The sequence below is a fragment of the Pseudomonas veronii genome, from assembly GCF_001439695.1.
GTDB lineage: Bacteria > Pseudomonadota > Gammaproteobacteria > Pseudomonadales > Pseudomonadaceae > Aquipseudomonas > Aquipseudomonas veronii.
On the sequence record NZ_JYLL01000007.1, the window covers coordinates 40,247 to 64,197 of the forward strand.

A 23,951-nucleotide genomic window follows, 5' to 3' on the forward strand; every position below is an offset into this window, starting at 1 on the left:
ATCAGACTTCATCGGGAGTGGGCTTGGAATGGTCTCGGCCAAGACCGGAGACGTGCTTTTTTTCACCGGCATGGGTGTTTTCATCGAATGTCTTTTCTCCCGGGTCCTTGCCTTCGGCCGACATGTGCTCGATCACGGCATTCATCTCCGCCCCCAGCAACAACACGGCGGCGGAAATATAGAAGTACAGGAGCAGGACAATGATCGCGCCGATGCTGCCATACATGGCGTTGTAGTCGGCGAAGGTTTTGACGTAGTAGCCAAAGCCCAGGGACGCGACGATCCACACCACCACCGCCAGCACCGAGCCAGGGGTGATGAAGCGGAATTTCTGCTGCACGTCAGGCATCACGTAATACATGAGGGCCACGGCGAACATCAGCAGGATCACAATCAGCGGCCAGCGCAAGATGGTCCACAGCGTGACCACGAATTCCTGCATGCCGATCTGCCCTGCCAGCCATTCCATGACCTGCGGGCCGAGCACCATCAGCGCGGCGGCGGCGAGCAACATGCCAGCGATGCCGACGGTGTAGAAAACCGACAGCGGGAAACGCTTCCAGATCGGCCGGCCTTCGATCACGTCGTAGGCGGCGTTCATCGCGCTCATCATCAGGCGCACGCCGGCCGACGCGGTCCACAGGGCAATCACGATACCCACCGAAAGCAGGCCGCCCTTGGACTGCTGCAACTGGTCGATCACCGGGTTGACCTGCTCGAGGGCCTGGGGCGGCAACACCAGTTCCGACTGCAGGCGCAGCCAGGTGAAGAAGTCCGGCAAATGCAGGAAACCGATCAATGCAATGAGAAACAGCAGGAACGGAAACAACGAGAACAGCATCTGGTAGGCCAGTGCCGAGGCGTAGGTGGACATCTCGTCGTTGACGAATTCCTTGACCGTGCGTACCAGCACTTGGTGCAGCTTGAGACCATCGAGTACCGGGAAAATCATAGCGTCTCCTTTCGCCGCAAAAAGTCAGGTTCGTGGGCGACTCAGGGGCCGTTTTCTACATCAAGGTAGCCTATTTGGCGACCTTGAAACAATTTCGAAAGATTAACCACTTCAGGTGACACAAAAACGGCCATCCGTGGATGGCCGTCGGGCTGGGTAATACAAGCGGCGAATCAGGGTCACTTGATCGCTTTCTTCACCGCATCCTTGATATCACCCACGGCTTTCTGCACTTCACCTTTCTTTTCCTGGACCACCCCTTCAGCGCGCAGCTTGTCGTTGCCGGTCACTTTGCCGACACCTTGCTTGATGTTGCCGACTGCTTCGTTGGCGACGCCTTTTACCTTATCCGATGTGCTGCTCATGGTATTTCTCCTGGAACAATCGAGGGGTTTTGGTCATTACCTAGAGATTGACCCAAGGCTGTTCGGCAGAGTTTCAATTATTTTTACGCGGGCATTTCATCGCCGGCAGCAGGTTTGGCTTTATGTTTTGCGGCCAACCCACGAGAATGCCCGGCACATTCAGGCTACAACGCTGAATAACAGATCCCGTAGGAAGGTTATGAAACTCAATAAAGCACAGGCCATCGCCCGCAGAAACCAGGAACTGGGCGGTGCCGTACTCGGCGTCAACAACTGCCACTTCACCGACCTGGACCGCAAACGCAACATCTGGTGGTTCGACCTGCCGGTGGCGCGGATCGCGGTGGGCCAGTACGAGTGGATTCACTTGTTGCTGCACAACGCCGAGACTGACCAGTTGCTGCACCTGAAGGTGCCGACGGTGTTCCTGCGTGAAAAGCTCGAAGGCTTGGTGGTGCGCAATGCGGGCAAGCGCAAGCCAGAGATTACCCTGGAGCTGAGCGCGGACAAGGACTCGTTCCTCAAGGATGTGCGCCCAGCCGGTGCTGGCGTCAGCTTCGCGCCATTCACCCTGTAGGAATGCGGTCAGAATGTGAGAGGGGGCTTGCTCCCGATAGCGGTGGTTCAGTCACTCGATGCAGTGGCTGACACTCTGCCATCGGGAGCAAGCCCCCTCCCACATTTAGGCCTGGTTTACTTTTTCAGGCCCAGTTTCTTCAGTTCTTCATCACGCAATTCGCGACGCAGGATCTTGCCCACGTTGGTGGTCGGCAAGGCATCGCGAAATTCCACGGCCTTGGGCACCTTGTAGCCGGTGACGTTGGCACGCATATGCTCCATCACCTGGTCCTTGGTCAGGGTGGCGCCCGGCTTGACCACGATGAAGATCTTGATGTGTTCCCCGGACTTCTCGTCCGGCACACCAATGGCCGCGCACTGCAGCACGCCCGGCAGGGTCGCCAGCACGTCTTCGAGTTCGTTGGGGTAGACGTTGAAACCGGAGACCAGAATCATGTCTTTTTTACGGTCGACAATCCGCATGTAGCCGTCCGGCTGGATGATCGCGATGTCACCGGTCTTCAACCAACCTTCGCTGTCGAGTATCTCGGCGGTGGCGTCTTCGCGCTGCCAGTAGCCCTTCATGACTTGCGGGCCTTTGACGCACAACTCGCCGACCTCGCCCAGGCCCAGCTCGACGCCGTCATCGGTGATGACTTTGCACAAGGTCGACGGCACCGGAATGCCGATGGTGCCGATCTGGATCTTCTGGATCGGGTTGACCGTCGCCACCGGGCTCGTCTCGGTCATGCCGTAGCCTTCGCAGATGTCGCAGCCGGTCACGGCCTTCCAGCGCTCAGCTGCGGCCAGTTGCAGGGCCATGCCGCCAGACAGGGTGACTTTCAGCGCAGAGAAGTCCAGCTTGCGGAAGCCTTCGTTGTTGCACAGCGCCACGAACAGCGTGTTCAGGCCGACAAAGCCGCTGAACTTCCACTTCGACAGCTCCTTGACCATCGCCGGCAGGTCGCGCGGGTTGCTGATCAGGATGTTGTGGTTGCCGATCAACATCATCGCCATGCAATGAAAGGTGAACGCATAAATGTGGTACAGCGGCAGCGGAGTAATCAGGATCTCGCAGCCTTCATTGAGGTTGGAGCCCATCAGCGCCTTGCACTGCAGCATGTTCGCCACCAGGTTGCGGTGGGTCAGCATCGCGCCCTTGGCCACGCCGGTGGTGCCGCCGGTGTATTGCAGCACCGCCACGTCGCCGCTGGCCGGGCTGACATCGTTGACCGGTTGGCCGTGCCCCTTGGCCAGCACGTCGTTGAACTTGATCGCCTTGGGCAAGTGATAGGCCGGGACCATTTTCTTCACGTACTTGATGACGCTGTTGATCAGCAGGCGCTTGAGCGGCGGCAGCAGGTCGGCGACTTCGGTGACGATCACGTGTTTGACGGCAGTCTTGGGCACGACTTTTTCAGCCAGGTGCGCCATGTTGGCCAGACAGACCAGGGCCTTGGCCCCGGAGTCGTTGAATTGGTGTTCCATTTCCCGCGCGGTGTACAGCGGGTTGGTGTTGACCACGATCAGGCCGGCACGGATGGCACCGAACACGGCGACCGGGTATTGCAGGACGTTGGGCAGTTGCACGGCGATTCGATCGCCAGGCTTCAAATCGGTATGCTGTTGCAGGTACGCGGCGAAAGCGCCGGACAATTCGTACAACTCACCATAGGTGATTGTCTTGCCCAGGTTGCTGAAAGCCGGTTTGTTGGCGAAGCGCTGGCAGGACTGTTTCAGTACCGCCTGAATATTTGGATACTCGTCTGGATTGATGTCTGCAGCAATCCCGGCGGGGTACTTATCCTTCCAAAAGTCTACGTTCATGGAAGCCCACTCCTCAGCGACGCGAATTCATCATCGCATTTGATGCGATTATTATTGGTGTATGTTTTTTAGGTGAGTCTGGCGCGTTTAAGCAGGCCGAGAGGTCACAAAGCGCGCCGAGAGTAGCAGCTTTGCCAAGGGCCGACTAGAGCCAAAAGAGGGCCCTACAGTCATAAACATGACTCATGAATAACTAATAGTCATTTTTAGAGCAAAAATTCTATACGCTTGAAAATGGCTCTAGAACAGGGCTTAACGGGATAAACACAGACAAATGTGGGAGGGGGCTTGCCCCCGATAGCAGTGGATCAGCCAACACATCTGGTGACTGATTCACTGCCATCGGGGCAAGCCCCCTCCCCCATTGTCGACTGCATTTCACATCAGGCGATGTCGCGCAACTCGCGCCGCAGGATCTTGCCCACCGGCGTCATCGGCAACGACTCACGCAACACGATGTGCTTGGGCACCTTGTACCCCGTGAAGTTGGTCTTGCAGTAGTTCTTCAACTCCTCAAGGCTCACACCTTCAGCACGCGCCACCACAAACAGCTTCACCGCCTCCCCCGTGCGCTCGTCCGGTACGCCGATCACCGCGCAGTTGGCCACCGCCGGGTGAGCCATCACTACGTCTTCGATCTCGTTGGGGTAAACGTTGAAACCCGAGACGATGATCAAATCCTTCTTGCGATCCACGATGCGTACAAATCCATCCTCGTCGATCACGGCAATATCGCCGGTCTTGAGCCACCCCTCGGCGTCCAGCGCCTCGGCGGTGGCGGCCGGCTGCTGCCAGTAGCCCTTCATCACCTGCGGGCCCTTGATGCACAGCTCGCCGCGTTCGCCCAGGGGCTGCTCGGCGCCTTCATCATCGATCACCTTCATCGCCGTCCCCGGCACCGGGATGCCTACGGTGCCCAGGCGTGACTGATTGCCATACGGGTTGGTGCTGGCCACCGGCGACGTTTCCGTCAGGCCATACCCTTCGCCGATCGCACAACCGGTGAGTTGCTCCCAACGTTCGGCGGTGGCCTTGATCAGCGCCGTGCCACCGGAGTTGGTGAGTTTAAGGCTGGAGAAGTCCAGGCTCTTGAAGTCGGGATGGTCCATCAACGCCACAAACAACGTGTTGAGCCCGAGCAAGCCGGTGAAGCGCCAGTTTTTCAGCTCCTTGATAAAGCCCGCGATGTCACGCGGGTTGGTGATCAACACGTTGTGGTTGCCGGAAACCATCATGCACATGCAGTTCGCGGTGAACGCATAGATGTGGTACAGCGGCAGCGGCGCGATCATCACCTCCTGGCCTTCCTTGATCAGCGGGTGGCCATCCTCGCCGGTCTGCGACATGCAGGCGCGCACCTGCTGCATGTTCGCCACCAGGTTGCCATGGGTGAGCATTGCGCCCTTGGCCAGGCCGGTGGTGCCGCCGGTGTATTGCAGCACCGCGACGTCATCGAGGCTCACCGGGTGGCGCGTCACGCCCTGCCCTGCGCCCATGCGCAAGGCGCGCTTGAACGACACCGCGCGCGGCAAGTGATAGGCCGGGACCATTTTCTTCACTTTGTCGACGAGGGTGTTGACCAGCCAGCCCTTGGCCGCTGGCATGAAGTCGCCCATCCTGGCTTCGATCAGGTAGTCGATCTCGGTGTCGGTGCAGACGTCCTGCACCCGCGAACCAAACAGGTTGAGGTAGATCAGGCCGCGCACGCCGGCGTCCTTGAACTGATGACGCATCTCGCGCGGGGTGTACAGCGGGTTGGTGTTGACCACGATCAGCCCGGCGCGCAGCGCACCGAACACCGCCACCGGGTAATGCAGCACGTTGGGCATCTGCACCGCGATGCGATCGCCCGGCTTGAGGTCGGTGTGTTGCTGCAGGTAGCCGGCGAACGCCGCACTCTGGCGCTCAAGCTCGGCGTAGGTCAGGGTGACGCCCATGTTGCTGAACGCCGGGCGGTCGGCAAAGGCCTTGCAGGAACGCTCGAAGACTTCAATCACCGACTTGTAGGCGGTCAGATCGATCTCGTTGGGAACGCCCGCCGCGCGTTTGTCATTCCAGAAATCAGGTTGCATTATTCTTGTCCTCTTACCTGAATGTGCCTGGCCGCTTTTCTGCTGCTATAAAAAGCGGAGCTTCGGGGACGTTAGCAGCTATGGCCAAACAGGCAAATACGGGCAATAGCGTCATTGATAGCGTGAATCTTCCTACAAGGGTCTGTACTGATCAGCCGCTTGGCCGAGGATGGGCTATACACTGCAATGACCCCGAGCAAAGGAAGCGCCATGAACCACACCACCTTCTGGCTGACCGCGAATGACCACAGCCGCCTGTACGTCAATCAATGGCTGCCGGACGCGCCGCCGAAGGCGTTGATCATGGTGTCCCACGGCATGGCCGAGCATGGCGGTCGCTATGCGCGCCTGGCCCAAGCGTTATGTGGGGCGGGCTACGGGGTGGTTGCCCTGGACCAGCGCGGCCATGGTCGCACCGCCGACGAGGGCACGCTGGGCCTGTTCGCCGAGCGGGACGGCTGGAACAAGGTGGTGGGCGACCTGGCCAGCCTCAACCAGCACATCGGCCAGCAGTTGCCGGGAGTGCCGATCATTTTGCTGGGCCACAGCATGGGCAGCTATATCGCCCAGGCTTACCTGCTGCACCACAGCGCCAGCCTGCATGGGGCGATTCTCAGCGGTTCGAATTTCCAGCCGGTGGCGCTGTACCGCGCCGCGCGGCTGATCGCCCGTGCCGAACGCCTGCGCCAGGGCTTGCGCGGCCGCAGTGCGCTGATCGAGTTCCTGTCGTTCGGCTCGTTCAACAAAGCGTTCAAGCCCAACCGCACGGCTTTCGACTGGCTCAGCCGTGACCCGGACGAAGTCGACCGCTACCGCCACGACCCGCTTTGCGGGTTCCGCTGCACCAACCAACTGTGGATCGACCTGCTGGGCGGCTTGCAGCAAATCAGCAAAGCGTCCAATCTCGCGCAGATCGATCCGGGCTTGCCGATCCTGGTGATCGGCGGCGAATGTGATCCGGTGAGTGAAGGCAAGCGTCTGAAAAGACTGGCCCATGCCCTGCGTGAGGCCGGCTGCCAGAACCTGCAACTGAATATCTACCCGCAGGCGCGTCACGAACTGTTCAACGAAACCAACCGCGACGAAGTCACCGCGGATGTGCTGACGTGGCTCGACCAGGCCCTGACCTCGCGCAGGCCGACTCGCTGCGAATAATTTTTCGTTTAAAATCAGCCAATTAAATTATCGATTAGCCACAGGATGCACCTTTAGATGACCCAGGTAACCAACACCCCATACGAAGCCCTCGAAGTCGGCCAGACCGCCAGCTACAGCAAGACCGTCGAAGAGCGTGACATCCAACTGTTCGCCGCGATGTCCGGCGACCACAACCCGGTACACCTGGATGCGGAATTTGCCAAGGCGACCATGTTCAAGGAGCGAATCGCCCACGGCATGTTCAGCGGCGCCCTGATCAGCGCGGCGGTTGCCTGTGAGCTGCCTGGGCCGGGCACGATCTATATCGGCCAACAGATGAGCTTCCAGAAACCGGTGAAAATCGGCGATACCCTGACCGTGCGTCTGGAAATCCTCGAAAAACTGCCGAAGTTCCGCGTGCGTATCGCCACCCGCGTATTCAACCAGCGCGATGAGCTGGTGGTGGATGGCGAAGCGGAAATCCTCGCGCCACGCAAGCAACAGGTCGTGACATTGACCGAACTGCCAGCCATCACCATCGGCTGATCAGTCCCCATAAAAAATCCCCGCATCGGCGGGGATTTTTTATTCAGCGACGGCTCACGACTGAGCGCGAGCCTGGTTACGCAAGGCTTTCACCTGATCGTGGTTGCGTTGTACGCCGTGGTACTGGCGCTCAACCAAGTCACGAATGCCCACCAGGTTGTGCTGGGTGATCTTCTCGATCGCTGCTTTGTAAGCCTTGAGGGCGTGGTCTTCACCGCGCTCGGCTTCGTTCAACACAGCCTCTTCGTCTTTGCCGGTGACCATCGACTTCACATCGACCCAGCCACGGTGCAGGGCGCCGGCCACGCTACCGGACTGTTCCGGGTCGCCACCCAGGGCACGCACGGCGGTTTTCAGCTCGGCGGCGGCAGTGGCGCAGTCTGCGGAGCGCTTGGCAAACAGCGCCTTGAGTTCGGGATGCTTGATGTCGTCAGCGCACTCTTTAAAACCTTTTTGACCGTCGATGCTGGTTTCGATCAGGTCGTTCAATACGGAGATGGACTCTTTATTGATATCAGTCATTTTTCAATTCCTTATGTGGGTTGAGAAAGGTTGCATTAATGATTGCAGCGCCCGTGCCAGGTTTTAAAAAACAACTTTTTCTTTAGATTTCAATAAGTTAAAAATAATTGAACGATCTGTACATGCGTTATTTGCATGATCTGTCATTTGGCCTTCATGCAGAATGCCTGTATTTTCCAAGACCTCGATGCAAACGCCTGAGCCGTCATGAACCCCGAAAAACTCGAACTGCTGATCACCCGCGAAATGCCCTTCGGCAAGTACAAGGGACGGATCATCGCCGACCTGCCCGGCCCCTACCTGAACTGGTTCGCCCGCGAAGGTTTCCCCCACGGCGAGCTGGGCGGGTTGCTGGCCTTGATGCAGGAAATCGACCACAACGGCCTGTCCGAACTGCTGGAGCCACTGCGCGCCAAACACGGCAAACCCGCGCCTCGTCACTAGGAACCCGCACCATGCCATGCAATGCAGCCAACGAAGCGCACTGGCGGGCCATCGCCGACCGCTATGCACTGGAGCCAGGCCCGATCAACCTGGAAAACGGCTACTTCGGGCGCATGAGCCGCGTGGTGCAAGCGCAGTACCTCGAGCACGTCGCGTTTATCAACCGCAGTAACGCGGTGCATGTGCGCCAGCGTTTCGAGCAGGGCGAAAACGTCGAGATCCGCCGCCAACTGGCCGAACTGATCGACGCCGACCCCGAATCGGTCGCCTTCACCCGCAACGCCACCGAAGCCTTGCAGTCGCTGATCCGCAACTACAACCGCCTGCAACCGGGCGACCAAGTGCTGATCAGCGACTTGGAATACGACACGGTCAAGGCCGCCATGCGCTGGTTGGCCGGCTACCGAGGGGTGGAAGTGATCGAAATTTCCCACGCCCACCCGTCCAGTTTCGATAGCTTGCTGCAGAGCTATCGCGATGCCTTCGTCCAATACCCTCGCCTGAAACTGATGGCGTTGACCTACGTGACCCATCGCACCGGCCTGGTCATGCCGGTCGAAGCCATTGCCAGAGCGGCTCGCGAACACGCTGTCGACGTGATCCTCGACGGCGCCCATGCCCTTGGCCAGATCGAGTTCAACCTCGCTGAACTGGGTATCGCGTTCGCCGGTTTCAACCTGCACAAATGGATTGGCGCACCGCTGACCCTGGGTTTTCTGTATATAGCCACCGAGCGCCTGGCCGACATCGACCCGGACATGGGTGAGTTCCATTACCCCATCACCGACGTGCGCGCCCGCACGCCCTACAGCACGCCGAACTTCCCGGCGCTGATGACCTTGCCGTTGGTGTTCGAAGAACACCGCGCATTGGGGGGCGCCGCGGCCAAAGGCGCACGGATGAATTACCTGCGGGATCTGTGGGTACGCCAGGTGCGGCCATTACCGGGGATTGAAGTGCTGACCTCGGATGACCCGCGACTGTATTGCGGGATCACGGCGTTCAAGTTCATCGGGCGGGATCAGCCGGTGATGGCGGACCGCCTACTCAGGGACTACAACCTGTTTACCACTACCCGCAGTGGAGCGGCGTTCGGCACCTGTATCCGGGTGACGCCGGGGTTGGCGACATCAACCGCAGACATCCATGCACTGATCAACGCCATCACCGCACTCAGCGCGGACTGAAAAATGTGGGAGGGGGCTTGCTCCCTTCCACATTTGAAGATGTGTGGGTCTCAAGGTTTTGCGCAGGCAAAAAAAAAGCGGTCCGCCGACCAAGCGCACCGCAAAAATGCCGTTAAGCACAGCAACAACGATTCGATGAATCAGCTCAGTCGAGCAGCGCCAGTGCCTCGGCGGTGACTTCCTGGATACGCGCCCAGTCGCCGTTCTTGACCCATTCCGGGTCGAGCATCCAGCTACCGCCCACGCACATCACGTTTTTCAACGCCATGTAGCTCTTGATATTGGCCGGGCCGACGCCGCCGGTCGGGCAGAATTTCACTTCGCCAAACGGGCCGCCCAGGGCTTTGATGGCTGCGACGCCGCCGCTGACTTCGGCCGGGAACAGTTTGAAGCGGCGATAACCCAGGCTATAGCCTTCCATGATTCCGGAGGCATTGCTGATGCCCGGCAGCAATGGGATCGGGCTGTGGACCGAAGCTTCAAGCAGGTCGCGGGTAATGCCGGGGGTGACGATAAATTGCGAGCCGGCAACCTCCGCGGCTTCGAGCATATGCCGATCGAGCACGGTACCGGCGCCGGTACACAACTCCGGGCGTTGCTCGCGCAGGACCTGAATGGCCTTGAGGCCGAACTCGGAACGCAGGGTCACTTCCAATGCGGTCAAACCACCGGCTGCCAGGGCGTCGGCCAGTGGCAGGATGTCTTGTTCACGGGCGATGGTGATCACCGGCAGGATCCGCGCCTTGGCGCAGAGGCTGTCGATCAGGGCAACTTTATCCGCCATGGACACGGTCGATTGAGAGCTTTTCATAGCGGCTGATCCTTGGCTCATGGGCACCAGTAAATCTCTAATGTAGGTTGCAAAAATGCGCGAATCGGCATGGCAGCAACGTCGTTGCTGGCCAGCGCGGCGCTCAACGTGGTCAATTTCGAACTGCCGGAAATCGACAGTACGGTGTAGTTCGCCGTAGCCAGCAGCGCGCGACTCATGGTCAGGCGCTGGCGTGGTACGGTCGGCGCGAGCATCGGCCAGCAACGGCGGGTACCGTCGGCCTGCAGGGCTTCGCTCAGGTTCGGACTGTTGGGGAACAACGACGCGGTGTGGCCGTCGTCGCCCATGCCCAGTACCAGCACATCAATGGCTGGCAGTTCGGCCAGCAGGCGATCGGCCTGCTCGGCGGCGTCTTCAAGATTGGCGGCGGCGCTGTACAGGCTGAGGAACTTGGCCTTGGCTGCCGGGCCTTGCAACAGGTACTTCTTCAACAGGCCGGCATTGCTGTCGACGTGCTCCACCGGCACCCAGCGCTCATCGGCCAGGCTGACGGTGACCTTGGACCAGTCCAGACCCTGCTTGGCCAGGTTCTGGAAAAACGCCACGGGGCTGCGGCCGCCGGACACCACCAGGGTCGCTTCGCCACGGGCACTGATGGCGGCGCGCAGTTGTTCGGCCACGTCGTTGGCCAGGCCATCGGCCAGCAACGCCGGCGAACGGTACTCATGGGCAGTGACGCCCTGAGGCAGTTTCAATTCAGATATCGCCATACCACGACCTCCCATCCCGCGTGATCAGTGCAATCGAGCTCATCGGCCCCCAGGAACCCGCCGCATACGGCTTGGGCGCATCACCGGATTTTTTCCACCCGGCGATCAACTGGTCACACCACTTCCACGCGGCTTCGATTTCATCTTTGCGAACAAACAGATTCTGATTGCCGCGCATTACTTCCAGCAACAACCGCTCGTAGGCATCGGGAATCCGCGCGCTGCGATAGGTGTCGGAAAAATTCAGTTGCAGCGGACCGCTGCGCAGTTGCATGCCCTTGTCCAGGCCCTGCTCCTTGGTCATCACGCGCAAGGAAATACCCTCGTCCGGTTGCAGGCGGATGATCAGTTTGTTGCTGATCTGCAAGCGCTGCTCGGGGGCGAAGATGTAGTGGGACGGTTCCTTGAAGTGGATGACGATCTGCGACAGCTTTTGCGGCATGCGCTTGCCGGTGCGCAGGTAGAACGGCACCCCGGCCCAGCGCCAGTTGCGGATATCTGCGCGCAGGGCAACGAAGGTTTCGGTATCGCTCTGGGTGTTGGAATTCTCTTCTTCCAGGTAACCCGGCACCGGCTTGCCGGCGCTGTAGCCGGCGATGTACTGGCCGCGTACCACCTGGGTGGTCAGGCCGTCCGGGCTGATCGGCGCCAGGGCCTTGAGCACCTTGACCTTCTCGTCACGGATGCTGTCGGCGGACAGGTCGGCCGGCGGGTCCATGGCAATCAGGCACAGCAGCTGCAGCAGGTGATTCTGGATCATGTCCCGCAGCTGCCCGGCCTTGTCGAAGTAACCCCAGCGGCCTTCGATGCCGACCTGCTCGGCCACGGTGATTTCCACGTGGGAAATGTAGTTCTGGTTCCACTGGGTCTCGAACAGGCTGTTGGCGAAACGCAGGGCGATCAGGTTCTGAACGGTTTCTTTGCCCAGGTAATGGTCGATGCGGTACGTGCGGTTTTCCGGGAAAAACTGTGCGACAGCGTCGTTGACCTTGCGCGAAGATTCCAGGTCCGAGCCGATGGGTTTTTCCAGCACCACGCGGGTATTGTCCGCCAGGCCGACCTTGGACAGGTTTTCGCAGATCGCCCCGTACACCGCCGCAGGCGTGGCGAAGTAGGCGATCAGGCGCTGCCCGGTGCCGGCTTTTTCAGCCAGGACCACGTAGTCGTCGGCGTTCATGAAATCGACGTGAACATACGTCAGGCGCGCCAGGAAACGCTGGGCGATGGCTTCGTCCAGTTCCTTGCCGACGTATTTGCGCAGTTCTGTTTCAATATGCGCCAGGTGCTGTTGCTCGGAACCGGCTTCGCGGGCCAGGGCCAGGATGCGCGTGTCGTCGTGCAAGAGCCCGGCACCATCGAGTTGATAGAGGGCAGGAAATAACTTGCGCAGCGCCAGATCACCCAACGCGCCAAACAGGGCAAAGGTGCAGGGTTCTACCGTTATCGAAGGCATGATGTTTGTTCTTTTATCAAGTTAAGCTACAAATACCTTTTTTCAAGGCATCACTCAAGGAAAAATGTAGTAATAACCACAACATTTTCCCGAAATACGCATTCCGAGTGGTGGTGTTCAGCTACCCTAAGTAGGATAGGCCACCGCAAAGGGCCACTCGTCGATTGGTGACCACCCTTTATTTGCATCGTCGCCCCAAGGAAACACTGTATGGACCGCGTGCGAAATCTTCTGGAACAGATCCGGAACCGCCTCGAAGAATTGAACAAGGCCGAGAAAAAAGTCGCCGAGGTCATCCTGCTCAACCCACAGCAGGCGACCCGCTTCTCGATCGCAGCCCTCGCCCAAGCCGCCTCGGTCAGTGAACCGACGGTCAACCGTTTCTGCCGTTCGTTCGGCGTCAGCGGTTACCCTGAACTCAAATTGCAACTGGCGCAAAGCCTGGCCAGCGGCGCGGCGTATGTCAGCCGTGCGGTGGAGGCCGATGATGACCCCGAGGCCTACACCCAAAAGATCTTCGGCAGCGCCATTGCCTCTCTGGACAGCGCCTGCCAGGCCCTCGACCCGAACCTGATCAGCAAGGCCGTGGACCTGTTGATCCAGGCGCGCCAGATCCACTTCTTCGGCCTCGGCGCGTCGGCCCCGGTGGCCATGGATGCGTTGCACAAGTTTTTCCGCTTCAACCTGTCGGTGACCGCCCATGCCGACGTGCTGATGCAGCGCATGATTGCTTCGGTGGCGCACACCGGCGAGCTGTTCGTGATCATCTCCTACACCGGGCGTACCCGCGAGCTGGTGGAAGTGGCGCGTATTGCCCGGGAAAACGGCGCATCGGTGCTGGGTGTGACCGCCGAGAACTCGCCGCTGGCCAAGGTCAGCACCGTGAGCCTGAACATTCCGCTGCCGGAAGACACCGACATCTATATGCCGATGACCTCGCGGATCATCCAACTGACGGTGCTGGATGTACTGGCAACCGGCATGACCTTGCGCCGTGGCGTGGACTTCCAGCCGCACCTGCGCAAGATCAAAGAGAGCTTGAATGACAGCCGGTATCCGGTTGGCGATGAGTTCAACTGAAGCAGACAATGCCTCCAGCAGTCCCGACCTCTTCGCGAGCCAGCCCGCTCCCACATTTTGACGAGTCCTACTTTGGAATACGCTTCAAATGTGGGAACGGGCTTGCTCGCGAAGACGGTATCAGCAACAGCGCTAAACCCCAGCCCTGGCCTGCAAACTCAGATGCGCCCGCTCCCCCGGCGCCAGGCTGGCCCCGGCCATCGCCGACTCGACGCATACAAACCCCGACGCCTCGTTGAAGCTCACCCCCAGCAACGGCCGGCTGCCTGGGTGCCACACCACGGTGTCGGCGCTGTCGCCGGTGTCGATGCACAATTCGCGCTGCCAGGCGTGGTCCTTGAGGTGTAGCTCGCCCTCATGCTGGAACACGCGCTGACACCCGCCTTCCACGCGCAACTCGCCTTCCTGCTGGCAAGCCTGGCGATTGAGCTGGTCATAACCTAGCGCCCCGTCGAGCCCAGACAGCGCTATCTCACCGACATTGCCAATCCGCCAGTAAGCGTGCAACGCATGGCTCAGTTGGCACGGCAGCTCATCCTGATGCTCGGTACACAAGCGCAACTCCAGGGTTTCGCCCAGGTGCGCGTGCAAGTCCACCTGCCAGTCGCACAACTGCAACTGCCAGTGCAGGCGCACGCCGTCGTCGTCGGTGTTGCTGTCGAGCAGTTTCCAATCGATCAGCCGCGCCCAGCCATGGGACGGCCACGCATTTTCGCTGGGATGCCGGCCATACCACGGCCAGCACACCGGCACGCCGCCGCGAATGGCACCGACTTGTGGCCACTTGGCTGCGCACCACAACCAGGGTTTCTGCCCACGGGGCTGAAAATGCAGCAATTGCGCGCCCTGGCGGCTGAATACCGCCTGGCACAACGGATGGTCGATCACCAACACATCGCGCGTCTGGAAGCGCTCCCAGGCGAACACCGGACGCTCGCGCAGGGATTTGAAAAAGCGTTGCAGCGGATGCTCATGCATGTGCCACGGTCCTGAATATCTTCACAGTGCAATCCAAAAAAAAGCGGATAGCCATGGCTACCCGCAAATGCGCACAGAGAGAAGGAGCTTATCGCAACAGCGTTAGAACACCGACTGAATTTTCAGACCGGCCACCAGCGCATTGTCGACTTTATCCACGCCGCCCGGGTGGACGACGTATTGCAGGTTGGGACGCACGGTCAGCCAGTTGGTGACGTGGAAACCGTAGTTGATTTCGTAGTTGTACTCGGTGCTGCGCAGCGGCGCGTACAGTGGGTTGTCGTAGTCGCTCACGCCATTGGCGACGTTGAGCAGTTCGGCGTTTTTCTTCACGTCGTCGTTAACGTGCAGACGAGCGGCACCAATCCCCACATCGTCTTTTGGACGCGCATCGAAAGGCCCTTTGTACACCAACATGATCGACTGGTAGTTATCGACGGTGTTGGTGTCCTTGTCGTGGAACGTGGCGTTGGCCGCGATGTTCAGACCACGGGACGCGTCGCCGTTATGGGTAGTGAGTTGCTGTTGCGCAACGAACCAATAGCCTTTTTTGCTGCTGTGGGTACGGTAGGCCGCGCCGGTGGTGGCAGCATCGTTGCCGTTGACGTCTTCACGGACGTCGCTGGCATCGGCGGCGCTCTTGTAGTAACCCACACGGTATTCGCCCGGCAGGTTATTGACCTTCGGCGACCAGACCAATTCCACCGGGATCACGGTGCCCTTGGTGCCACTGCCGCTGAGTTTGAAGCCGTTGCCGTGCTCCAACTGCGACGGGTTCTGGTTGTACGCACCGATCTGCGCATACAGCTCAGGCGTGATGTGGTACTTCACGCGGATCGCGGCCTGGGCGACCGGCCAGTTGTACCAGGTGCTGACGTAGTTACCGACCTGAGAGCCGCAGAACGACAGGTTCTGGAAGTCGCACGGGAAGGTGTTGAAGTCTTCGCCTTCACCGAAGTAACCGAGCTTCACGTCCAGCTTGTTGTCGAACATCTGGTGCTGAATCCAGAACTGGGTCAGACGCACCATGTGGCCACGGCCGTACACTTCTTGAGACGAGCTCAAGGTGCCGGCACGCGGATCACCGATACGGTCGTTGGAGATGTTCTGGCCGTTACGGTTGGTCAGCTGGATCTTGGCCTGGGTGTTATCCCAGCCCCACAACTTTTGCAGATCCAGTGCCACGCCCAGACCGAACTGGTCAGCGTAACGCGCCGTTTTGTCGTTGTTGTAGCCACCGCTCAGGTTGCCACCGACTTCGCCGACGTAGTCAGCCTTGATATCGATACCTTGCTCGATCAGCTTGGTCCGCTCGCCGCCCCAATCGCCGGTCATCCATTTGGAATCGGCGCTGAACGCGTCGTCCGCCATCGCATTGGCGGACAGGACCAGGGCTGCCACTGCTGACAATTGGCAGATCAGCCGGGTGTTGTTGTGTTGCTTTTTCATCCCTACATCCTCGTCTTTATTGTTATTAAACTGTTTTTATCTAACGCGGGTTACATTTTTTTAATAAAAACAACAACTTACCTAATTCAGCGCCCCTTGAACTGGGCCACGTTGTCGGCACGATCCTGTGCCGGCAGCGACGCAGCGGTGCCCAGGCGCTCGCCGGTCTTGGCGTCGAACAGCAACACTTTGGCCGGATCGAATTGCAGGGTCAGGGTCTCGCCCACCTGCGGTGCCACATCGGGCGCCAGGCGGCAGCAGACCTTGGTGTCATTGAGCTGCACGAACACCAGGGTGTCCGGGCCGGTCGGCTCGGTGACCTGGACTTCGGCACGAATACTCGACGAACCGTTGCCCTCCCCCGTCGCCAGCACGATTTGCTCCGGGCGCAGGCCGAGGATCACGTCACGGTCTTCCAGGCCGGCGTTGCTCATGCTCAGCGGCAGCTCGCAACGCGCCTGGCCGCTGTCGAGCAGCGCTACCAGGCCGCCGTCCTTGCGCTGCAGGCGCAGGGGAATGAAGTTCATCGGCGGCGAACCGATAAAGCTCGCCACGAACAGGTTGGCCGGATCGTTGTAGATCTCTTTCGGCGTGCCGAACTGCTGGATGATGCCGTCCTTCATCACCGCCACTTTGTCGCCCAGGGTCATCGCCTCGATCTGGTCGTGGGTGACGTAGACGGTGGTGGTTTTCAGACGCTGGTGCATCAGCTTCATTTCGGTACGCATCTCGACGCGCAGCTTGGCGTCGAGGTTGGACAGCGGTTCGTCGAACAGGTAGATCTTCGGCCGACGCGCCAGGGCCCGGCCCATGGCCACGCGCTGTTGCTGGCCGCCGGAGAGTTGGCCCGGCTTGCGGTTGAGCAGGTGTTCGATCTGCAGCAGCTTGGCCACCCGCGCCACTTCGGCGTCGATATCGGCCTGGGGCATCTTGCGAATCTTCAGGCCGAACTCGATGTTTTCACGCACGCTCATGGTCGGGTACAGCGCGTAGGACTGGAACACCATGGCGATGTCGCGATCCTTGGGGCTCATGCCGCTGACGTCCTGGTCGCCGATCATGATCGCGCCGCCGGTGATGGTCTCAAGGCCCGCGATGCAGTTCATCAGCGTGGACTTGCCGCACCCCGACGGGCCGACCAGGATCAGGAACTCGCCTTCCTTGATCGACAGTTCGATGTTCTTCAAGGTGTCGGGCAGGCCGGCGCCATAGGTCTTGTTTACATTGCGAAGTTCAAGCGTAGCCATGATTACCCCTTGACCGCGCCGGCCGTGAGGCCGCGCACGAAATACTTGCCTGCGATCACATAGACCAGCAGGGTCGGCAGCCCGGCGATCATCGCCGCCGCCATATCCACGTTATATTCCTTGGCCCCGGTGCTGGTGTTGACCAGGTTGTTCAGCGCCACCGTGATGGGCTGCGAGTCGCCGCTGGAGAACACCACGCCGAACAGGAAGTCGTTCCAGATCTGAGTGAACTGCCAGATCAGGCAGACCATGATGATCGGGGTCGACATCGGCAGGATGATCAGACGGAAGATGGTGAAGAAACCTGCACCGTCCAGGCGCGCCGCCTTGATCAACGCATCCGGAATGCTCACGTAGTAGTTACGGAAAAACAGCGTAGTGAACGCCAGGCCGTAGACCACATGGATAAACACCAGGCCGGTGGTGGTGCTGGCCAGGCCCATCTTGCCGAGGGTGAACGACGCGGGCAGCAGCACGGTCTGGAACGGCAGGAAGCAGCCGAACAGCAACAGGCCGAAGAACAACTGCGAACCACGGAAGCGCCAGAACGACAGCACATAGCCGTTCAACGCACCGATGGCGGTGGAAATCAGCACGGCCGGCACAGTGATCTTGATCGAGTTCCAGAAGTAGCCATCCACCGTGGCCCAGGCCTTGACCCAGCCGATGCCGGTGACCACGGTCGGCCAGCTCAACAGGTTGCCGGTGCTGATGTCTTCCGGGGTCTTGAAGCTGGTGAGCAACATCACCACCAGCGGCACCAGGTACAGCAGCACCGCTAAGATCAGCACCGCGTAGATCGCGATGCGGCTCAGGCTGATGGCAGGTTTTGCGGCAAGACTAGTCATTACGCTTGGTCCTCAGCTCGGAGTACAGGTACGGCACGATGATCGCGAGGATCGCACCGAGCATCAGGATTGCACTGGCCGAACCCATGCCCATCTGGCCGCGACTGAAGGTGAACGAGTACATGAACATCGCCGGCAGGTCGGACGAGTAGCCCGGTCCGCCTGCGGTCATCGCCGCCACCAGGTCGAAACTCTTGATCGCGATGTGCGCCAGGATCATCACCGCACTGAAGAACACCGGACGCAGGCTCGGCAGCACCACGCTCCAGTAGATGCGCGGCAGGCTTGCACCGTCGATCTGCGCGGCACGGATGATCGATTGATCGACGCCACGCAGGCCGGCCAGGAACATCGCCATGATGAAACCGGAGGCTTGCCACACGGCAGCGATCACCAGGCAGTAGACCACGCGGTCCGGGTCGATCAGCCAGTCGAGACGGAAGCCTTCCCAGCCCCAGTCCCGCAGAAGTTTGTCCAGGCCCATGCCCGGGTTGAGCAGCCATTTCCAGGCCGTACCGGTGACGATCATCGAGAGCGCCATCGGGTACAGGTAAATGGTGCGGATAAAGCCTTCACGACGGATTTTCTGGTCGAGGAAAATCGCCAGCGTCACACCGATCACCAAGGTGATGCCGATGAACATCCCGCCGAACAGCGCCAGGTTCTTGCTCGCGACCCACCAGCGATCGTTGTCGAACAACCGCTCGTACTGCGCAAGGCCCGCCCATTTGTAGCTCGGCAGGAACGTCGACGTGGTGAACGACAGCACAAACGTCCACAGGATGTAACCGTAGAAGCCCACCAACACGATGAACATGCTTGGCGCCAGCACCAGTTTGGGTAGCCAGCGCTGCAGGGCATCGAACGGCGAGGCTTTGCTGAACACAGCAACAGAACTCATGGGAAAATCCAATACAGAGGAAAAGGACTACAGGAACGTACCGGATGGGGCCAGGGCTCCCCCATCCGGTCAACCGTTACTTGGCCGACTTGATCGCAGCGCCGAGTTTCTTGGCGGTGTCGGCCGGATCGGCTTTCGGGTCGTTGATGTAGTTGGTCACGACGTCAAAGAACGCACCTTGCACGGCCAGCGTGGTGGCCATGTTGTGCGCCATGCTTGGCTGCAGGCCGCCGCTCTTGGCGTCAGCCAGGAAGTCTTTGGCCGCGGTCTGAGCGCAGGAGTCGAAACCGTAGGATTCCATTTTGTTCAGCATGTCGTTGCGCACAGGGATCGAACCCTTGTTGATGCTGAACACTTTCTGGAAGTTTTCACCCAGCACGACTCTGGCGATGTCCTGCTGACCGGCTGCAGTGCCTTTGTCTTTCTGCTTGAACACCGCCAGGGAGTCGATGTTGTAGGTAAAGGCTTTTTCGGTGCCCGGGAAGGCTACGCACTCGTAGTCTTTGCCGGCGACTTTCTTCGCGGCAGTCCACTCGGACTTGGCCCAGTCACCCATGATCTGCATGCCGGCCTTGCCGTTGATGACTTTGCCGGCTTCGAGGTTCCAGTCCTGGCCTTTGCCGTCGACGTCCATGTAGGTCGCGACTTTCTTCAGCTCGGTCAGCGCCTTGACCATTTGCGGGCCAGTCAGCGCGCCGTTGTCCAGGTCAACCAGGGCTTTCTTGTAGCCATCGGCGCCCATCACCGACAGAACGACCGCTTCGAACACGGTGCTGTCCTGCCAAGGCTGGCCACCATGGGCGAGCGCGATGAAGCCAGCGGCCTTGAGCTTGTCGCCAGCGGCGTAGAATTCTTCGAGGGTGGTCGGGTTCTTGGTGATACCGGCTTTCTTGAAGACTTCCGGGTTGATCCACAGCCAGTTCACGCGGTGGATATTCACCGGAACGGCAACGTAGTCACCGTCGTACTTCACGGTGTCGGAGACTTTCTTGTCGAGCAGGGAGTCCCATTTTTCTTCTTTGGCCACGTCTTTGAGGACGTCGGTGTCGAGCAAGCCGGTGGATGCCCATTCCTGGATGTCCGGGCCTTTGATCTGGGCTACGCCGGGTGGGTTGCCGGCGACCGCGCGGCTTTTCAGCACGGTCATGGCCGTGGCGCCACCGCCACCTGCGACAGCACCGTCTTTCCAGGTGAAGCCGTCTTTTTCAACTTGGGCCTTCAGGACATCTACAGCCGCTTTTTCACCGCCCGAGGTCCACCAATGCACAACTTCAACCGTCCCTTTCGAGTCGGCGGCAAATGCACTGAGGGGAAACAACGAGGCAATGGAAATAGCGACGGCGAGGCGATTAATCGCGTTCATCTGAGTACCTTTTCTTGTTGTTATGCATGCAAGTCTGGAGCTTGCGCTGCACGGAGTTTAAACAGGGAATTTTTAAGCGCAGGTAACAAAGGGATGCACAAATGTCACCACTTGGTGACATAGCACCCGGAACCCAACGCACTGGCCATGCTCGGCGCCAACGGCAGCGCCGGCAGCAGGACCGCTTGCCAGGCATGGTACAGGTCCGGTTTGCCGCCCCAGATCTTGCTGCTGGGCTGGTTGTGCGGGCTGAGTTCGTGGTGCCAGCTGCCGTGGGTACGGTCGATGAAATGGCTGTCGCAAAACTCCCAGAAGCGCCGGTACCAGGTTTCGTAATGCGGCTCGAAGGTGCGTTTGAGCAAGGCCTGCGCGGCGGCGCTGGCTTCGGCGTGGGTCCAGTGCAGGCGTTCGCGCACTACCGGGCGCTGGTTCCAGTCCAGGGTGTAGACGATGCCGGGGGCGCCATCCACGGCCCAGGCGCTGTCGCAGGCGCTGGCGAACAGGCCTTTGGCGTCGGTCACCAGCCAGTCCGGCGTGGCCAGCCCGGCCCGCAGGCGCGCAGCCTCCAGGTGCAATAGCAACCGCGCCCACTCGAAGCCGTGGCCGGGGGTCACGCCATAGGGGCGGAAGCCGTCGGCGGGGTTGTCTTCGTTGTAACCGCGCAAGGGTGTCCACTGGGCGTCGAAGTGCTCGATCACCATGAACTGGTTGCCGGCGGCGTGGGTGTGGATCACGCGCTCGACGATGCGCAGCGCGCGGTCCAGCCAGCGTGTGTCGGCGGTGACGTCGGCCAGGGCGAGGAACGCTTCCGTCGCGTGCATGTTGCTGTTGGCGCCGCGATAGGCTTCGACGCCGCTCCAGTCCTGGGCAAAGGATTCGAGCATGACGCCCTCTTCCTCGCTCCAGAAAAACTGCTCGATGATCTGGATCGCGTCGTTCAACAGGGCTTGTGCGCCGGGTGCGCCCGCGACCACCGCAGAACTGGCGGCCAAGGCGACAAAGGCGTGCAGGTAGGCAGCTTTGGTGCGGTTGCCATCCACCGCACGGGGCGTGGCGAACCAGCCACCGTGCGCGTTATCGCGCAGCGCGCCGCTGAGGGCGGCCACCCCATGCTCGACCAGCCCGGCATAACCGGGCAACCCCATCGCGTGAGCCATGGCGAAGCTATGGGTCATGCGCGCGGTGTTCATGGTCTCGGCAACGGCATCGGCCGGCAACTGGCCTTTATCGTCCAGGTTGCCGAACCCGTCGGGCAAGCGCGAAGCCTTGGCGAATGACAGCAGGCGCTGGCCTTCGCTGGCGAGCCAGGCGTGGTGGGCAGGTGCGTTCAGCCAACTGCTGGCAGGCAGTGGTTGGGTGGTCATGGGGAGCCCTTATTATTGTTTGTGGGATGACCGGAGTCTAAACAAGGGCGAGGTGAGCACATGTAACGAAGGACCAGGGAAATGTCACCAGATGGTGACATTTCCCCCAAGCCCTTTACTGACCGATCGGCGTGACTGCGGCCGGCGCATTGAGGCGCTGGTTCAGGTTCTGCACCTGGCTCTGCAAGGTGGTGATATTGCGGGTGGTCTGGATGCGGAACACATCGAACTCTTTATTGGTCGGCGCATCGCTATTGCCCGGCTGGTTGTCCTGCGCGCTCTTTAGCACCACCAGGTCTTGTTCAAGGCGGGCGATGGCTGCACTCGGGTTGCCCTGTTTCTTCAGGGCCGCCACGTCGGCGACCAGTTCCCTGATCTCGGCATCGCGCTTGGCGGCCTCACCTTGTGCCGCCTTGAGGCTGGCCACGGCGTCGGTCAACGCCTGCACCTGGCCTTGCAGCTTGGCGTTGGCGTTCGACAGGTCGGTGGTGCTGGCGGTCATCTGGGCCAGGCGCTTGTCCAGTTCGGTGGCCTGGCCGGCCACGCCGACTTGCTGCTTGCCCTGCTCCAGCAACTGGGTTTCCAGCTGCTTGATCTGCAGTTTCAGCGCTTCGCTGCCGTTGTTCACGCTGGCCTCATTGGCCACGAACTTGCCGGAAATATCCTGCAGGCGCCCCGCCGCTTCTTCGCTGATGCGTGCAAAACTTTCCTGGGTGGCAACCAGTTGCTGGCCCATCAGGGAGATCTGCTGGAAGCTCCACCAGGCCAGGCCGGCAAAGGCGATCAGCAGCGCGCCGACCAAGGCCCACAGCGGCCCGGTACTGGCACTCTTGACCTTGACCACAGGGGTATTGCGCGAACGCACGGAGGTGGCGGCGGTCGGCACGAAATCATCATCGTCCAAGGAGTCGGCCCGCAGGCTGGGAACATTGTCGAAATCGTCGTTGGCATCGTTACGCATGAATCAACCCTGAATCGGTGAGATAGCTATCTGAAAAGCCGAGCGGCGGCAGTATAAACCGCTGTCCTACCGCACTGATCGACCTGGAACCCTGAATTCGGTTCCCGATGTGTTGCTGCTTGTGAGCTTACTTCAGCCCCGGTTCCTGGGCCTTCCACCAGCTGCAGAACTCGTCGAGCGCGGTCCACAGGCTGACCTTGGGGTCATAGTCGAGATAATGCCTTGCGCGGCTGATGTCGAGGGTGAAATCTTTGTTCATCACCTGCATGCCCAGGCGCGACAACGCCGGCTCCGGGCGCCCGGGCCACAGCGCGCAGAATGCCTCGTTCAACGCGGCGATACTGTAGGACAAACCGTAGGACCGATACCGCGTCACCTGGGGCAAGTCCATCTGGCGCATCACGTAGTTCACCACATCCCACACCGGCACCGGGGTGCCGTTGCTGATGTTGTAGGCTTTGCCCAGCGCCGAGCCGGTGGCGAGCAGACTGCTGAGCAGCGCTTCGTTGAGGTTGTGGACGCTGGTGAAGTCGACCTTGTTCAGGCCGTCGCCGACGATGGCCAGGCGGTTCTTGCGCTGCATTTTCAACAGACGCGGGAAGATGCTCATGTCGCCGGCGCCGGTGACAAAACGCGGGCGCAGGGCCAGGACTTCGAGGCCGAATTCCTGGGCACCGAACACCTTTTGCTCGGCCAGGTACTTGGTGGCGGCATAAGGATGCTTGAAGCGCTTGGGCACTTGGTCTTCGGTCAGCCCCAGGTGGTCGCGGCCGTCGAAATAGATCGATGGCGACGACAAGTGAACCAGGCGCCCGACCCGTTGCTTGAGGCAGGCTTCGACAACGTTCTCGGTCACCAGCACATTGCCCTGATGGAAATCCTGATAGCGCCCCCACAGCCCGACAGCGCCGGCGCAATGCACCACGGCTTCGACATCGCGGCACAGTTCACGCACCAGGTCGGCATCATTCAAATCACCCTGGATAAACTCGGCACCGCGCCGTACCAGGTGTTCCACACCTTCGGCGCGCCGCCCGTTGACCCGCACGTCCAGGCCCTGCTCCAGGGCGAAACGCGCAAAGCGCCCGCCGATGAAGCCGCTTGCGCCGGTGACCAGAATCTTCATGTATTACTCCGTGTTCTTTCGTTTTTCAT

General features: G+C 60.2%; 23 protein-coding genes. 6 read left to right on the plus strand and 17 right to left on the minus strand.

Features of this window, described 5'->3' with window-relative positions:
* Position 1 precedes the first annotated feature (1 nt).
* Positions 2-952 (minus strand): YihY/virulence factor BrkB family protein, encoded by a 951-nt coding sequence (locus TU80_RS11390; protein ID WP_046382291.1) that lies wholly within the window; start codon positions 950-952, stop codon positions 2-4.
* A 179-nt stretch (positions 953-1,131) separates the two neighbouring features.
* Positions 1,132-1,317, minus strand: coding sequence for a CsbD family protein (locus TU80_RS11395; protein WP_046382290.1), 186 nt, complete (start codon positions 1,315-1,317; stop codon positions 1,132-1,134).
* 199 nt (positions 1,318-1,516) lie between these two features.
* Between TU80_RS11395 and TU80_RS11400 the strand changes: the two genes are divergently transcribed.
* Complete coding sequence (locus tag TU80_RS11400; protein ID WP_017847198.1) at positions 1,517-1,894, plus strand: hypothetical protein; 378 nt, start codon at positions 1,517-1,519, stop codon at positions 1,892-1,894.
* 116 nt (positions 1,895-2,010) lie between these two features.
* Here TU80_RS11400 and fadD1 read toward each other — a convergent pair whose 3' ends face one another.
* Complete coding sequence (gene fadD1, locus TU80_RS11405; RefSeq protein ID WP_057004507.1) at positions 2,011-3,702, minus strand: long-chain-fatty-acid--CoA ligase FadD1; 1,692 nt, start codon at positions 3,700-3,702, stop codon at positions 2,011-2,013.
* A gap of 383 nt (positions 3,703-4,085) precedes the next feature.
* Positions 4,086-5,774 (minus strand): long-chain-fatty-acid--CoA ligase FadD2, encoded by a 1,689-nt coding sequence (fadD2, locus tag TU80_RS11410; protein WP_057004508.1) that lies wholly within the window; start codon positions 5,772-5,774, stop codon positions 4,086-4,088.
* A gap of 210 nt (positions 5,775-5,984) precedes the next feature.
* On the opposite strand from fadD2, the gene TU80_RS11415 reads away from it, so the two are divergent.
* Together TU80_RS11415 and TU80_RS11420 are read left to right on the plus strand one after the other, a co-directional pair.
* On the plus strand, positions 5,985-6,929 hold the full coding sequence (locus TU80_RS11415) for an alpha/beta hydrolase (RefSeq protein WP_057004509.1): 945 nt from the start codon (positions 5,985-5,987) through the stop codon (positions 6,927-6,929).
* A gap of 57 nt (positions 6,930-6,986) precedes the next feature.
* On the plus strand, positions 6,987-7,457 hold the full coding sequence (locus tag TU80_RS11420) for a MaoC family dehydratase (protein ID WP_017847194.1): 471 nt from the start codon (positions 6,987-6,989) through the stop codon (positions 7,455-7,457).
* 54 nt (positions 7,458-7,511) lie between these two features.
* On the opposite strand, the gene TU80_RS11425 is transcribed toward TU80_RS11420, so the two are convergent.
* The gene (locus tag TU80_RS11425) at positions 7,512-7,979 is read right to left on the minus strand and encodes a ferritin-like domain-containing protein (protein WP_017847193.1); all 468 of its coding nucleotides are present in this window, start codon (positions 7,977-7,979) and stop codon (positions 7,512-7,514) included.
* A 207-nt stretch (positions 7,980-8,186) separates the two neighbouring features.
* Here TU80_RS11425 and TU80_RS11430 point away from each other — a divergent pair, with 207 nt between their 5' ends.
* Both TU80_RS11430 and TU80_RS11435 read left to right on the plus strand, forming a co-directional pair.
* Positions 8,187-8,423, plus strand: a complete 237-nt coding sequence (locus tag TU80_RS11430; RefSeq protein WP_003213031.1) for a DUF3820 family protein — start codon at positions 8,187-8,189, stop codon at positions 8,421-8,423.
* Between the two features lie 11 nt (positions 8,424-8,434).
* A complete protein-coding gene (locus TU80_RS11435) occupies positions 8,435-9,610 on the plus strand; it encodes an aminotransferase class V-fold PLP-dependent enzyme (RefSeq protein ID WP_046382288.1) in 1,176 nt (391 codons plus the stop codon).
* Between the two features lie 145 nt (positions 9,611-9,755).
* On the opposite strand, the gene TU80_RS11440 is transcribed toward TU80_RS11435, so the two are convergent.
* From TU80_RS11440 to zwf, 3 genes are read right to left on the minus strand one after another with little or no spacing between them, the layout of a single operon-like run.
* Positions 9,756-10,421: a bifunctional 4-hydroxy-2-oxoglutarate aldolase/2-dehydro-3-deoxy-phosphogluconate aldolase gene (locus TU80_RS11440; protein WP_057004510.1), complete on the minus strand. Its 666-nt coding sequence runs from the start codon at positions 10,419-10,421 to the stop codon at positions 9,756-9,758.
* Between the two features lie 17 nt (positions 10,422-10,438).
* Entirely contained in the window at positions 10,439-11,152 is a 714-nt protein-coding gene (gene pgl / locus TU80_RS11445) for a 6-phosphogluconolactonase (RefSeq protein ID WP_046382287.1), read from the minus strand.
* Positions 11,139-12,605 (minus strand): glucose-6-phosphate dehydrogenase, encoded by a 1,467-nt coding sequence (gene zwf / locus TU80_RS11450; RefSeq protein ID WP_017847189.1) that lies wholly within the window; start codon positions 12,603-12,605, stop codon positions 11,139-11,141. Before zwf ends, pgl begins: the two co-directional genes overlap by 14 nt.
* Positions 12,606-12,824: 219 nt before the next feature.
* On the opposite strand from zwf, the gene TU80_RS11455 reads away from it, so the two are divergent.
* Positions 12,825-13,685 (plus strand): MurR/RpiR family transcriptional regulator, encoded by an 861-nt coding sequence (locus tag TU80_RS11455; RefSeq protein WP_169850571.1) that lies wholly within the window; start codon positions 12,825-12,827, stop codon positions 13,683-13,685.
* 132 nt (positions 13,686-13,817) lie between these two features.
* Here the strand turns inward: TU80_RS11455 and TU80_RS11460 are convergent, their stop codons facing one another.
* The 9 genes from TU80_RS11460 to TU80_RS11500 all read right to left on the minus strand — a co-directional run bounded on the left by TU80_RS11460 (position 13,818) and on the right by TU80_RS11500 (position 23,922).
* The gene (locus TU80_RS11460; protein WP_057004511.1) at positions 13,818-14,663 is read right to left on the minus strand and encodes a D-hexose-6-phosphate mutarotase; all 846 of its coding nucleotides are present in this window, start codon (positions 14,661-14,663) and stop codon (positions 13,818-13,820) included.
* A 102-nt stretch (positions 14,664-14,765) separates the two neighbouring features.
* Entirely contained in the window at positions 14,766-16,112 is a 1,347-nt protein-coding gene (locus TU80_RS11465) for a carbohydrate porin (RefSeq protein WP_017847186.1), read from the minus strand.
* 86 nt (positions 16,113-16,198) lie between these two features.
* The gene (locus TU80_RS11470) at positions 16,199-17,359 is read right to left on the minus strand and encodes an ABC transporter ATP-binding protein (RefSeq protein ID WP_017847185.1); all 1,161 of its coding nucleotides are present in this window, start codon (positions 17,357-17,359) and stop codon (positions 16,199-16,201) included.
* A 2-nt stretch (positions 17,360-17,361) separates the two neighbouring features.
* Positions 17,362-18,207 (minus strand): carbohydrate ABC transporter permease, encoded by an 846-nt coding sequence (locus tag TU80_RS11475; protein ID WP_046382285.1) that lies wholly within the window; start codon positions 18,205-18,207, stop codon positions 17,362-17,364.
* Positions 18,200-19,108: a carbohydrate ABC transporter permease gene (locus TU80_RS11480; protein ID WP_003175732.1), complete on the minus strand. Its 909-nt coding sequence runs from the start codon at positions 19,106-19,108 to the stop codon at positions 18,200-18,202. Before TU80_RS11480 ends, TU80_RS11475 begins: the two co-directional genes overlap by 8 nt.
* Before the next feature lie 76 nt (positions 19,109-19,184).
* The gene (locus TU80_RS11485) at positions 19,185-20,471 is read right to left on the minus strand and encodes an ABC transporter substrate-binding protein (protein ID WP_057004512.1); all 1,287 of its coding nucleotides are present in this window, start codon (positions 20,469-20,471) and stop codon (positions 19,185-19,187) included.
* A gap of 104 nt (positions 20,472-20,575) precedes the next feature.
* Complete coding sequence (locus TU80_RS11490) at positions 20,576-21,835, minus strand: D-mannose isomerase (RefSeq protein ID WP_057004513.1); 1,260 nt, start codon at positions 21,833-21,835, stop codon at positions 20,576-20,578.
* A gap of 115 nt (positions 21,836-21,950) precedes the next feature.
* On the minus strand, positions 21,951-22,796 hold the full coding sequence (locus tag TU80_RS11495; protein ID WP_057004514.1) for a hypothetical protein: 846 nt from the start codon (positions 22,794-22,796) through the stop codon (positions 21,951-21,953).
* 127 nt (positions 22,797-22,923) lie between these two features.
* Positions 22,924-23,922 carry an NAD-dependent epimerase/dehydratase family protein gene (locus tag TU80_RS11500; protein ID WP_046382282.1) on the minus strand — a complete coding sequence of 333 codons (999 nt, stop codon included), beginning with the start codon at positions 23,920-23,922 and terminating at the stop codon, positions 22,924-22,926.
* Between the last annotated feature and the right edge of the window lie 29 nt (positions 23,923-23,951).